General features: G+C 45.6%; 11 protein-coding genes. All 11 read right to left on the reverse strand.

Translation table 11 applies throughout. From position 1 onward, the window contains the following. Positions 1–34: 34 nt before the first annotated feature. Complete coding sequence (locus DL796_RS00655) at positions 35–1,966, reverse strand: alpha/beta hydrolase family protein (RefSeq protein ID WP_110198995.1); 1,932 nt, start codon at positions 1,964–1,966, stop codon at positions 35–37. A 6-nt stretch (positions 1,967–1,972) separates the two neighbouring features. Beyond that, positions 1,973–2,629 (reverse strand): thiopurine S-methyltransferase, encoded by a 657-nt coding sequence (tmpT, locus tag DL796_RS00660; protein WP_110198997.1) that lies wholly within the window; start codon positions 2,627–2,629, stop codon positions 1,973–1,975. A 16-nt stretch (positions 2,630–2,645) separates the two neighbouring features. Then, the gene (sohB, locus tag DL796_RS00665; RefSeq protein WP_406946417.1) at positions 2,646–3,743 is read right to left on the reverse strand and encodes a protease SohB; all 1,098 of its coding nucleotides are present in this window, start codon (positions 3,741–3,743) and stop codon (positions 2,646–2,648) included. A 193-nt stretch (positions 3,744–3,936) separates the two neighbouring features. Continuing rightward, positions 3,937–6,096, reverse strand: coding sequence for a hypothetical protein (locus tag DL796_RS00670; protein WP_110199001.1), 2,160 nt, complete (start codon positions 6,094–6,096; stop codon positions 3,937–3,939). Between the two features lie 172 nt (positions 6,097–6,268). Then, the gene (fadR, locus tag DL796_RS00675) at positions 6,269–6,988 is read right to left on the reverse strand and encodes a fatty acid metabolism transcriptional regulator FadR (RefSeq protein WP_110199003.1); all 720 of its coding nucleotides are present in this window, start codon (positions 6,986–6,988) and stop codon (positions 6,269–6,271) included. 338 nt (positions 6,989–7,326) lie between these two features. Further along, the gene (locus tag DL796_RS00680; protein WP_110199005.1) at positions 7,327–9,018 is read right to left on the reverse strand and encodes a Na(+)/H(+) antiporter subunit D; all 1,692 of its coding nucleotides are present in this window, start codon (positions 9,016–9,018) and stop codon (positions 7,327–7,329) included. Then, the gene (locus tag DL796_RS00685) at positions 9,005–9,361 is read right to left on the reverse strand and encodes a hypothetical protein (protein ID WP_110199007.1); all 357 of its coding nucleotides are present in this window, start codon (positions 9,359–9,361) and stop codon (positions 9,005–9,007) included. Before DL796_RS00685 ends, DL796_RS00680 begins: the two co-directional genes overlap by 14 nt. Continuing rightward, entirely contained in the window at positions 9,354–10,844 is a 1,491-nt protein-coding gene (locus tag DL796_RS00690) for a monovalent cation/H+ antiporter subunit D family protein (RefSeq protein WP_110200670.1), read from the reverse strand. The genes DL796_RS00685 and DL796_RS00690 overlap by 8 nt, the downstream gene beginning before the upstream one ends. Positions 10,845–10,888: 44 nt before the next feature. Continuing rightward, complete coding sequence (locus DL796_RS00695; protein ID WP_110199009.1) at positions 10,889–12,367, reverse strand: monovalent cation/H+ antiporter subunit D family protein; 1,479 nt, start codon at positions 12,365–12,367, stop codon at positions 10,889–10,891. Beyond that, positions 12,364–12,732: a cation:proton antiporter subunit C gene (locus tag DL796_RS00700; protein WP_110199011.1), complete on the reverse strand. Its 369-nt coding sequence runs from the start codon at positions 12,730–12,732 to the stop codon at positions 12,364–12,366. Before DL796_RS00700 ends, DL796_RS00695 begins: the two co-directional genes overlap by 4 nt. Continuing rightward, the gene (locus DL796_RS00705; protein WP_110199013.1) at positions 12,729–13,718 is read right to left on the reverse strand and encodes a DUF4040 domain-containing protein; all 990 of its coding nucleotides are present in this window, start codon (positions 13,716–13,718) and stop codon (positions 12,729–12,731) included. The genes DL796_RS00700 and DL796_RS00705 overlap by 4 nt, the downstream gene beginning before the upstream one ends. Between the last annotated feature and the right edge of the window lie 2 nt (positions 13,719–13,720).

The raw sequence follows: 13,720 nt of genomic DNA on the forward strand, positions 1-13,720 counted from the left end.
TCTTTTTTTCTAAAATTCCTGCAAAGCTATAAGCCTAGTTCAATAAGTAATTCCGATAAAACTCAAGCTCAGCTTCAAAGGCTCTAATAATCGTTTCAGGCTTTCTAAAGCCGTGCCCTTCACCTTCAAAAGTAATGTATTCGTACGGTAAGCCTTTGCTTTTAAGAGCTTCAACCATGGCCTCTGCTTGATTGGGTGGCACGACCTTATCGTCCAACCCTTGCAGAATTAGAATTGGGCAAGATAGCTGCTCAGTATGATTAACTGGCGAACGTTCGTGATAAATATCAGCCTGCTCTGGGTAAGGGCCAATAACACTGTCGAGATAGCGAATTTCGAATTTATGGCTATCTTGTGACAGTGATACGAGATCTGCAACGCCATAGCGGCTCATACCGGCTTTAAATGCATTATGGAAGGTTAGCGCACACAAAGTGGTGTAACCACCCGCAGAGCCGCCCCTAATCGCCATACGCTCGCCATCAACGAGCCCTTCGGCAGCAAGGTAGTTGCCCATAGCAATGCAGTCATCCACATCGACTAGCCCCCACTTCCCTTTTAGTTTGTCGCGATAAGCTCGCCCGTAACCGGTGCTACCACGATAATTCACGTCTGCAACTGCGAAGCCGCGACTTGTCCAAAACTGAACTTTAGAGTCCAAACCGCTATCCGCCATGGCCGTTGGGCCGCCGTGACTCATGACGATTAATGGTGGGCGCTCATTTTCTGGGCCTGTAAACTGACTATTTGCTGGTGGATAAAAGAAGCCATGAGCAATATCACCACCTGAGGTCGGGAAGCTGACGTGCTGTGCTACTGAAATGTTCTTTTCGTTGGTATTGTCATCAAGCTCAGAAAGTATCTGTTTACTGGTCACGTTAAAATCACTATTTAACGTTAGCTTAACTACTGACTCTGACTGAGTCGGACTAGCGGCGAGACAATAAACGTGGATCTCATCTTGGCCCTTATCTTGAGCCGAAGTCACCACCATCTGCCCGCTAAAAGCAGTCCAATCATCGCAAAGAGTGCTGATAGTGCCATGCTGTCGATTAATGATGTACAGCGCTTGCGTGCCCTGCTTGGTGCCAATGGTAATCAAGGTATTCGTATCTAATTCCTGCCATGTGCGGCAACCGAACACCCACTGTGGTAAAGCGAATTCTATGTCTTGAAGCTCATGCAGCGGCTTATCACTGCCAAGCGCATACAAATGCCACCAACCGTCGTAGTCTGCGGCGTACACTAACTCGTTGTTATGCGTCCAATCTGGCTGATACGCCGACACTTCAGACTTTTGCACAACCGCTTCAGCATTTTTAATATCGCCATCGATAATACCCGCAGTCCAAACCTCGGTTTCGTCCCACGGCATATTAGGATGATTCCAGCATAACCAGCTCAAGCGCTGTCCATTTGGGCTAATGCGCGGGTTGGAGTAAAAGTCATAACCTTCAGCGACGATTTCGATGTTTTGACTTCCATCTAGCGGCACCTTAACCAACTCATTAATGACTTCGCTTTCTTCATGTCGCTCACGCACACACACCGTAAACTCTGATCTCGGGTCAATACAACCATCGTTATAGCGCCAACTTCTTTTCGCCGGCGGCTTTGGTGTTAACGCTTCAATCTCTAGAGTCGTTAAGTCTTGGCGATATAGGCGCTGTTCTTCGTCATCCACAAACAACAAATACTGCTCGTTCAGCCAAAAGTCACCACCACCATATTCATGCACTCGAGTTCTTACATTATACGGTTTAGGCGTGATGTCTTCGCGCTTACCGTCTGCGTAACGCACGATTACGCCTCTGCCCTGCTCTTCAGGTCGCCCTTCAAGCCAATACAAGGCATTGCTGGTCGCTTGAATTTGTCCCAGTCGCGTTGATTTACTGGCTAATTGCTCGGCGCTAATATACGAGTCCCACTGACCATAAGGTTTTACGTTTTTACTTTGTTCAGACATACACCATCACACTGTTTTTAATTGAATTTCATATAAGACTTCATCAAGCCTACTTAGCTCTAGCTCACGCCATCTGGGGTGAGACTGGATTATGCTAGTTCGAGCCAATTGCTTGATCTCAGTATTTGGAAATAGCTCTTCTATTTCGGCCTTATCGATATAAAAAGGAGGGCCCGACATTTGCTCAGCATCGTAGTCCATAGTGACCAGCAACAAGCGCCCCTGTGGCGCCAAAAAGCTTATGAGGTGCTTGGCGTAGTCAGGTCTCATTTTTGGCGGTAATGCGACTAGGGCTGCACGGTCAAAGATTGCTTGGAAATGGCCGATATCATCTTGATTAATATTAAAAAAGTCAGCCATCCAAACTTCAATACTAGAGGTTTGATATCGGGTTTTGTTATCGAAAGAGGTCACTTCAGGGGTTAACTTGCTGTCTGCGAAAAAAGACTCTACAGCACGCGGATTAAACTCAACGCCTATAACATTTATGCCGTTTTGGGCGAGAAAGTTTAAATCTTGGGTTTTACCACACAAAGGCAATAATACTCGCTCTTTGTCGGCGAAGTATTGATCGAAATATTCGGTTAGAAAGTGATGAGGCTTTGTTAAATGAAACGGCTGGGTAGGCTTTACCCAGCAATTATTCCAGAACTCAAAGTCCACGAAGTGGCCTCCAATATTACTTAAACAAATCTTGTCGTGATGAGCGGTGAACTAAGCGGGTTAATAGTTTTTCTGCGCCACGGCTCAAGCTGATTGATAAACGCTCGCTAATAGGCTTCTTAATGCTGAATTTAATCGCATAGACATCTTTATCTTTAAGCGCCTTCATAATCCAATCATCACTAGTACCTAGCTCATCGACCAGGCCGAGCTCTTTGGCTTTAGTGCCATACCAGTGCTCGCCCGTTGCTACTTTTTCTAAATCCAGCTCAGGACGGTTTTGATTGATAAACGACTTAAACAGCTGATGCGTATCTTCTAAGTCTTCTTTAAATTTATCACGACCATGCGAGGTGTTCTCACCAAACATCGTCAAAGTACGCTTATAATCGCCGGCTGTGTGCTGCTCATAGTCAACATTAGCCTTTTTCAATAAGCGGTGGAAGTTTGGTAATTCAGCGACCACACCAATCGAGCCAATAACGGCAAACGGAGCAGCGGTGATAGTATCCGCCACGCAGGCCATCATATAGCCGCCACTAGCTGCAACTTCGTCGACCACAATAGTGAGCTTATATCCGGCGTCACGGATTCGCTGTAGTTGCGAAGCGGCTAAGCCGTAGGAATGCACCATACCACCAGGGCTTTTAAGGCGAACCATGACTTCGTCACCTTTATTTGCGGCGTCGAGAATCGTGGTGATTTCTTCTCGCATGGACTCCACTTCGCTAGCCTCAATATCGCCATCAAAATCAATAACATAGACTCTAGGCTTTGCATCCTGCTCATCACTCGACTCTTCAGCGCTCGACTTGTCACTTTTCTTTAATGCTTTAAGCTTTTGTTTTTCTTCTTTATCTTTGGCTTTTTCCTGCTCTTTTTCTTGTTTTAGAGCATGCTTGTACTCGTGTTTTGACAAGACTTCATTTTTAATCGCCTGGCTGCGATCTTTAATCGTCTCGCCAAGGTTTGTCACCTTAATATCCCCTCTTGGGACAGCTTGCTGTCTGTGACTTGCGTTTATGATCATCGCAAGCACAACAATAATGCCGATAACAATGGTTGCGGTCTTTAATAAAAATAAACCGTATTCAGCAAAAAACTCTAACATAATGCCCTTATCTCAATAACCAACAAAGTTTCATGACTCGACTGGTTGACGTGTGAACGATGATTCTACTGCAAATCACCCTAAATTGGATCACTATTTGACCTAACGCCAGAAACAAAACCTAGATCCATAAAAAAAGCCCTCAAAACTGAGGGCTTTCATCCTAATGGATTGTTAATTACTGTTCAAACTCTGCTTATTCCTCAATCAGCGAAGGATCAGTAATTTCAATCAATACACCACCTGAAGCGATAAACTTGGCGATAGCGTTTTGAATCAAGGTTGTTTGATCCAAGAACTGGGTTGAGCTATCTGGGCCAGCTGGCGTTAACGGCGTCGCGTGAGTACCTGTTGATACTTTAATCGAACCACGAGAGCTTCCTTGAGTCGTTTCAGTTACCACTGGCAAGCCATACAATGCCGCATGTGGGGTGTTACCGGCTAATGGCGCACCATCAACTTGGTTAGTAACGACTGTGTCACCTTGAATTTGGATGCCTAGCGTTGGTTTGTTTTGCGCAACCGCTATTTTCGCGTAATTCACAGGGTCTGCTGAATCAACGACTGTTTGCGCCGCAAACATGAACGGAGCTAACACTTCTGAAGCAAACGCTGGGTCGCTTTCTGGAATACCTGTAGAGGCTGATAAACCAGCTCGGATCACAGGACCAAAGGTTGGCGAGCCATTCAGTAGCTGTGCGATGCTTCCAGAAGTTGTCGCTAGAACACCTTGCTTAACGTTTGCAGATAGCGCCATGTAGTCAGAGCCAACGATACCGCCTAATGAGTGACCCATAAAGCTAATATTGTCGCCATCAAAATCAGGAACTGTATCGCCATCGACGTCCATATTTGGAATTTCATTCTCGAGCGCTAACAAATCTAAAACACCCTGACGCACGTTATCACGCGATACCAGAAGGTTTTGTAAGTTGATGAAGTGTGCGCCTGAGCTGTCTGCAATACCGTCTGGACCAGGTGCTGATGTGTCGTTATCAACATAGTCTACGCCGAAAGTACGCTCACGAGCCGCGCCCGCGTTATATCCGGCAAAGATACCAATCAGCCCACCACTTGCTTGTTGTAAGCCTAGGTGAACTTGGTTATCAGCAGCGATACCGTGTAATGGCAAGTCCATTGAAACAACTGCCGTACATGCGCTCGCCATTGTGTCAGCAATACCTAACATAGCAGTACGATCGCTCGTAATACCATGTTGGAAAATCATCACAGGATATGGCTTTGGACACTGAGGATTTTTTGGTAGCGAGACTAATAAAGGTACTGTTTCATCTGCGCTTTTCTTAGCTAACGGGTTAGCATAAGTAATATTGCCACCTGCAAACGGGTTAGCCATCATGCCACCTTGGCCATCAGGAATCATATCAGCTCCAACCCACTGCTTATCTAACGGTGCTGTCGGGCTTTCCATTGATGGCGCTGTCAACAAGTAAGGAAGTGAGAATTCTCCCTTATAAAGATTAGCAGCACCGATTCCGGTAAACGGCGTTGTATCAGTCATTAAGCTTGAGAAGCTTGATGCACCGGCAGTACTAAACGGCGAGTTGCTGTCGACGTAAAAACCTTGAGAAGCAACCAACGAGTCAGCTACTGACTGAACCGTAAATTGATACGCTAGTACCACATCATCGCGAACCACGCCAGCGCCTTCAGCAGCACCAAGCATAGCGTTTACTAGCTGACGAACAGGCTCTAGTGCAGAGGTTGCCGAACCTTCTGGAATTGGGTCTGGAGATTTTGCAACGGCAAATTGAGTATCGGCAATAACACCATTACCGTTTACGTCGGTAATACCATTGGTCACAACAACCATATAGCTTGCCTGAGCATCGAATGGTACTAATGGCACGATACCGATAGCAGCTGGGCCATTAGGCACTGCAACAAACTCGGTACCAGCGGCTAACTCAGCCTCAACTGCGGTCACAGGACCTGTTGGGCCAGGAATGCCAGGAGCCACTTCGCCACGAGCTGTCGATACTTTAAATACTCGTACCGTTTGTCCTGGAACAATCGAACTAGCATCGATAGCACCACGGAACTCGATGTTGAATGGTGCGTGTGTTGACCATCCGTCCAAACCGCTAATAGCGTTTTGTGGATCTGACATGTCAGTCGGATCAGAAGTAGGAATATTAAGAGTTAGATCGGCTGAGCCACTGAATAGCAAATCATTTGGAACTGGAATCTCACCATCTCCAGGAGCATATACTGGAGCAATAAATTTTGTACTACCATCACCCGAACCTGGTATCTTTGGCTCCGCTGGCCCATCACTACACGCAGTCAGCACAAGGCTGCTGATCAGCGCGACTCCGTAAAAAGATTTTTTCATCTCTAACTCCCGTTCTCGTGAAACGTTTTAATTACGGTTTTTTAACCGATAGTTATGTTTATATAAAAAAATTAATCTAATCCTACTCTGTTAAACACCCAATTGGCAAGTGGACTTACCAGATAGAGCTATTGTTTCAATTGCTTATAGCAAATCTTACTTCAGAGCAGTCCTACCCAATCTCACTAAAAGAGGTCATTTCACCTTTAGCTTTTTGCCACAACTCACCGCTTTCGTGACCATAATCCCATAATATCTTAATTACGAGATCACCGTCTTTCGCTTTAATAGCAGACTCAAGCTTCCGGTAGTAATTGTGGGCCAAACGACGAGTTTGTTCCCATCCAAAATAAAAACGGCCGATTTTGTAATACACAGACTCAAAGCCATTTAGTAATAAGGTATAAATTGGATTGCCTGAGGCACGCGTTGCCGAATGGTGAAAGTGCCAATCAAAGTCAATATAAGCTTCGGCAGTATTTGGCAACTTCTCAAGCCCAGATAAGACTTCGAGCAACATCTCCGGTTCGTTCTTAACAGCATCACGCATAAAGATGCTCAAAATCGACGTTCGAGCACGAAGCAAGTTATCCGCCAAAGTCATAGAACCTGCATCATCTAGTGTCACTAGAGTATCGAGCACGTTGAGGGTTGCTGAGTGCCAGATATCATTCACTTTAGTTGGCTTACCATGCTGGATAGTTAGCCAGCCATCTCGAGCCAAACGCTGTAGCACTTCACGCAAAGTTGTTCTGGTAACACCGATAATTTCGGCCAGTTCACGCTCTGCTGGTAATATAGTCCCAGCTGGAAACTTGCCGTTCCAGATAGACTCAACGATATACTGCTCAGCGAATGCCGCTGGCGTTAATGCTTTAGCTGTAGAAGCCATCAGCTATCCCCGCTTAATTTCATGATAATAATGTTAAACAACTGGTAAGAGGTCAACTCTGACCTCGGTTTTAGCATATAGTCTTAATCATTTCCAGTCGCAGTGAATTAGTTGTAACTATTTTTAAGAGGTCTTTGTTACCACAAGTGATTTTTGTTCTTTCAATTTTTTCAAGCAATCGCAGTAAAATACCCTAAATCCTTATAAAGATAAACCTTGATTCCTAGCAGTTGTAAGATTAAAAATCGCTTATTAGAAACCTATGGTGTTGGTAGAAACTTATGAGTTATATCATATAAAAAGCCGGCGATGGCCGGCTTTAAATAAGAATCGATAAACTACCAAAAACTCAGTATCAAAAAGACCGCCAGTAAAATACTGACCCAAATAACCATACTACCTGATAGTTGTGTACGCGATAGAATACCGTCTGGCTCGTGGCGCGAAATCATCCCTAACATGCCATTTAGACCTCGCATAAAGCTTTTACGAATCGCTCTATCAACGGCCCAGAAAGTGTTGAAGAATGGCGTCAAAATCGCAGGGAATAATCGACGGTATAGCCAGTCAATATCCAAGTTCACAGACGGTAACTCTGGCGGGTACATCTTCTTCAAATTTAACCACACAAACGCTAATGCCGAGAAGAACAGTAGCTGTGTTTGTGTTAATACGTGAGTCGCATCGTACGGGTTATAGCCAGTGTCGTATGGCAATAAGCTGTATAGCGCCTGCGGATAGACACCAATCGCAATACACAAGACTGCCGAAATTGTCATCGCCAGCAACATGTTCTTCGGTGGCTCAGTGGTTCTAATGCCTGAGTCATGCGCAAAGAAAGCAAAGTACGGAATCTTAATACCCGCATGGTGGAATACACCAGCCGCTGAGAATAACAGTAGCAACCATGCCCAGCCATAGCCATTATTAATCGCTGCCGTCATCACCATCGATTTACTGACAAAACCACTAAACAGCGGGAACGCTGAAATCGAGGCGGCACCGACCATACAGAGAATGGCGGTTTTTGGCATCGATTTGTATAAGCCACCGAGCCGTGAGCCGTCTATTTTCCCTGTCATGTGCAACACAGCACCCATCGACATGAAAAGCAGGCCCTTAAACAGAATATCGTTAAAGGCGTGAGACACGGCACCATTAATCGCTAAGGTAGTACCAATCCCGATCCCCACCACCATGAAACCAATCTGGTTAATCATGCTGTAGGAAAGCACCCGACGTAGATCGTTTTCTATCACCGCGAAGAAAATAGGGAAACAGGCCATGGTAACGCCAATATAGACCAAGAGTTCAGTGCCAGGATAAGCACGAGCCAGTGCGTAAACAGCAACCTTAGTGGTAAAGGCGCTCAAGAATACAGTACCCGTTGGCGTCGCTTCTGGATACGCATCAGTAACCCAGTTATGCAGCATCGGGAAAGCGCACTTAACGCCGAAGGCAATAAAGATTAGCCAGCTAGCTGTGTCGCTTAAACCAATTTTGGCGAAATCAATGGTGTTATGCTCATGGGCATAGAAAATAATCCCCACCAACAATACCACGCCCGATAAGACCTGAATAATAAGGTAACGTAAACCTGCTAAGTAAGAACGTTCGGTCCGTGTCGCCCAGATTAAGAAAACCGAGGTGACCGCTAGAAGTTCCCAGAACACAAATAAGGTAATCAAATCGCCCGCGAAAACAGCACCAACAGCACTACCGGCATATAGCAAACCGCTAATTTGCTGTAGCGTGTCTTTAACGTGCAGCGCAAACAGCATGCAGATAAAGGCTGCTATGTGGAAAATATAGCCGAACAGTAGACTTAACTTATCAACCTCAAACACTTCCAGCTGGAAGCCCATGAAATCAAAGCTGAGCATTGTCCCTACTGGCACAGTCAATAAGTGCAAACCACTTAAAACTGGCGTAATCAGCAATATCGCTTGGCGCACTTTGCCTTGAGTAAATAAAGCAATCAAGGCGCCGATGAAAAATGGTGCGAAAGCTGGCATCTCAGGCATCCACATTGTTGCCTCCTTGCGCTTGCTCTGCTTCGTCACTCACTATGTCCGCCGACTCTTTTTTAGTTGGCGCTGGGTGCTGTTTTTTCTCCAACTTGTCGTAATAATCTTCATCACGCATCAAGAATATCCGCATCCATTTAGCGACAAAAACCAATACCACACAGCCAACGAAGCCATAAATCGGGTAAAACGCAAAAATGCTTTCCCACGAATGATAAACGTGTCGGTTAATCACAAATTCCAACAGCACCAATATCAGGCAGATCGCATACACGATATACAACAAGCGCTTTACGTTTTTAGGATTATCAAACAAATATTGTTTGTCCTGCTCTTGCTTAGCCATGCGCACCTCCCGCAATATTTGCAAGTGACTCTGCTAAGCCGTAGAAAGGTTGCGGCCAGAAAAAGAAAACTATGGTCATAATCGCAGTAATACTCAATGCTAATAAACTGGGCCACGGCGCTTCTTTAATCTCATCACGACGAATCGAAACAACACTTCGATTACCATCGAAGAAAGCCCGCAGCGGAATAGGAAGTAAGTAAGCGATATTCAACAAGGAGCTGATCATCAAGACAATCATCACTGCCACTTGCTCTGCTTCTAACGTCCCCATCAATAAATACCACTTACTCCACATACCTGCAGCAGGCGGTAAACCGATAATGCTCATGCTACCGATAAAGAACGCAATCATGGTCAGTGGCATGGTTTTACCCAGCCCTCGCATGTCACTAATCTCGGTTTTATGCGCCGCCACCATAATCGCGCCAGCACAGAAGAAGAGTGTAATTTTACCGAAGGCATGAGCAACGATATGGAACGAGCCACCAAGAACACCAGATTGAGTCGCTAATAAAGCGCCAATAGTGATGTAACCGAGTTGGCTAACCGTTGAATAAGCCAAACGCTTTTTTAGGTTGTCTTGGCGCATAGCGACCAGTGACGCTAATAAGACGCCAGCCGTAGCAATATAAAGCAGCCAATCTGTAATCGGCAGTTCAGCCAGTAAGTCGATACCAAAAATATAGACACAGACTTTCATGATGCTGAACACACCCGCTTTCACTACCGCAACAGCGTGTAGTAAGGCGCTTACTGGTGTTGGCGCCACCATGGCCGCAGGTAACCAGCGATGGAACGGCATCACGGCCGCTTTACCAATACCAAATACGAACAATGCTAAAAGAACGCTTACCACCATTTTAGAGGTGCTATTGTCAAACACACCACCGGCGGTAAAGGTCAAATTCCCTGTTTCTGCCCAAGTGCCGATAACGGCGAACAGGAAGAATAGAATCGATGTCACCAACAATATCGACAAATAAACTCGGCCACCATGACGCGCTTTATCGGTGCCAGCGTGGGTCACGAGCGGATAGGTCGATAACGTTAAGATTTCATAAAACACGAATAAGGTGAACAAGTTATCGGCAAACGCTAAGCCCATGACACCGGTAATGGCTACGGCAAAGAAACAGTAGAACCGCGTTTGGTTGCCTTCACCATGACCACGCATATAGCCTATGGAATAAATCGAAGTGACTAACCATAGGGAGCCTGCCACAAGACTGAATAGCACACCTAAAGGCTCCGCGCGGAAGGCGATGTTTAATCCTGGGAGCAATTCCCACCAGTGAACGTAAGCGCCCTGCCCTGCATCAAAGCCCTGATAAAAGGCTACTACAGCGAACAATAATATTGTACCGACGATTAAGGTTGCCGCTTCACGCAGGTTTTGTTTTTTATGGAACAGTAAAATGCCTGGGATCGCCAATAATGGCAAAAGAATGATCCACTGCATTAATGCTTCTTGAGTCATCATTTGATTGGCTATCTCATTACTAAGCTGGTTACTTATCTCATTGCTCATTTCGCGACTCCGAACAACAGCTCAGCAGTTCTTTCCGACAAACCAACGGTGAAGCTGGTATCAATACCGAAGTAAATGTTTGCTATCACGAAAATCCAAGCAGGAATTAGAATCGCTAACGGCGCTTCTTTATACGACTGATTGTTTTGTAGCGCTGGCTTGAAGTACGCCACTTCGACCAAGCGCCAGATATAAGCAATCGCCAACAAGGAGCCAATAAGCACGAGTACCGCAACTGGCCACCAGTTGCTTTCTAATAACGCTAAAATTAAGTACCACTTGCTAATAAAGCCTACTGTCAGCGGCATACCGATTAAGCTCAGCCCGCCAACCACAATAGCCGCCATGGTCCAAGGCATTTGCTTACCAAGTCCTGCGAACGCTTTGATGTTGACGCTACCAACACGATAGACCAAACCCGCTAAGGCTAAGAAGATGGCACTTTTCATCAAGGCATGGTTAAACAGATGTAGCATGGTCGCGGTTAAGCCCGTTTTGGTACCGATACCGATCCCTAAGATCATGTAACCAATTTGGCTCACACTCGAGTAAGCGAAAAGTCGCTTGATATTGGTTTGGTAAATTGCCACCACCGATGCGGCAATAACCCCCACTAAACCTAAGCTCACCAGAATCTCGGTCAGCGGCATATGAGTGAAAGAGAATTCGAAGCCAAACACCGAGAAGATAAAGCGCAGGAGCACATAAATCGCGACTTTAGTTGAGGTTGCCGCTAAGAAGACTGTAGCAATCGAAGGCGCGTAAGCATAAGCGTTTGGTAGCCACAGGTGTAACGGGAACAATGCTAGCTTTAAACAAACACCTACTAAGAAGAAAGCGAAAGCAGTAAAAACCGTTTTAGTTTGTTCAACCTCAGGCAAACGCTCGGCTAAATCATTCATGTTCAAGGTGCCGGTCATCATGTACATCAGACCAATACCAATCAGAATAAAGGTCGCACCGATGGTACCCATGATGAGGTATTGATATGAAGCCCACAAAGAACGGCGATCATTACCCATCGCAATCATGGTGTAGGATGCAAGTGACGAAATCTCAAGGAAAACGAACACATTGAACGCGTCGCCAGTCGCTAAAATACCCAGTAGACCGGTTAAACACAGCAAGTATGCAATGTAAAAATAGGTCTGCTTCGACTCCGCCATCTCTTTGGTTAGGCTGGAGCCAGCCGCCATAATGGTGATGGTGCTGATGGATGTGACTAAGATCATCAAATAGGCGTTCAGTTCATCGACGCGGTATTCGATACCAATTGGTGCTTCCCAGCCACCTAGCGAATAAACCAGGGTGCCATGAAGATTGACCTGTTGCAGAAGCATAATGCTGACCACAAAAGCCATAACGTTTGCGATTAAGACAAACCAGCGAACCAGTCGGGCTTCTTTTAGAATAAAGCAGATAGGCGCTGCAAGTAACGGAATGATGACTTGCAGTATCGGTAAATGTTGAATCACTCTGTAGAACCCTCTTGCTGTAAGTCTTTTTCTTGAATCGCGTCTTCTTCGATGGTGCCGTACGCTTCTTTAATTCTAACCGCCAGGGCTAGACCTAACGCAGTAGTGGCAACGCCAACAACAATCGCCGTAAGAATTAACACGTGTGGCAGAGGGTTACTATAAACATTGTATTTATCATCAAGGATTGGCGCCGTTCCGCCTATGACCTTACTGATACTGATATAAAGAATGAAGACAGACGTTTGGAAAATTGTTAGCCCCATTAGTTTTTTAACCAAGTTGCCGTGAGCAATAACAATATAAAAACCACTCATCATTAGAAAAATCACAACCCAGTAATTGTACTGTTCTAAGAAGCTCATGCGGTCTCCTCACTATTTTTGCCAATGCGTCGTGCAAAGGTTAAAAAGATTAGAATCATGGCGGTGGCTACGGTAATCCCAACGCCGAGCTCGATAATAATAATTCCAACGTGTTGCCCAGTAATATCGTTTTCCGCAAGCACACTATAATTCAAGAAGTTACCGCCGTTTAACATGCTCACGACACCAACCGAGCCGTAAATTAACACGCCTAACGCCGCCAAGATTTTAGTCACCGGCATCGACACCGCTTTGCGCGCTTGCTCTACGCCGAACAACATGGCGTATAAAATAATACTCGATGCAAAGATTACGCCTGCTTGGAAACCACCTCCAGGGCTGTATTCGCCATGGAACTGGACGTATAAAGCAAACAGCATGATGGCCGGAATAAGAATCTTACTAACAATTCGCAAAACCTTGTGCTGGAACATAGGTGCCGGTCGATTACCAAGCTCGCTGCCCTTACGCGAAAACTCGAGCAAACCAAGCACACCAATGAGTGCCGTAAAGACCACCACAACTTCACCAAAAGTATCGAAGCCACGATAACTGGCCAAAACCGAAGTCACGATATTCGGAATATCGATATCTTCGCCAGACTGCATGATGTAATAAGGCGCCACATGAACTTGCGCAGGAGCGGTATCAGCACCAAAAGCTGGCATATCCACTGTGCCAAAAATAAGCATGATGCCAGTTATTACTACCACGATTAGCGCTATTTTAGGATGGTATCGTTTCTCATTTTCATAGCGCCCAGTCATGGTGATAGTGGTTAGCATAAGGATGGTAGAAATACCCGCACCAACTGCCGCCTCAGTAAAGGCTACATCGACTGCGTCCATCAATACAAAGAAAGCTGCTGATAATAAACTGTAAATCCCCGTGAACATCACTGAGGCGAACAAGTCCTTAGCAAACGCTAGGGACAGAGCAGTAATCGCTAAAAACGCCAACAGGATGACATTAATTAAAATCTCTATGA

Source organism: Kangiella spongicola (assembly GCF_003194565.2).
In the GTDB taxonomy this organism is placed as follows: Bacteria; Pseudomonadota; Gammaproteobacteria; order Enterobacterales; family Kangiellaceae; genus Kangiella; species Kangiella spongicola.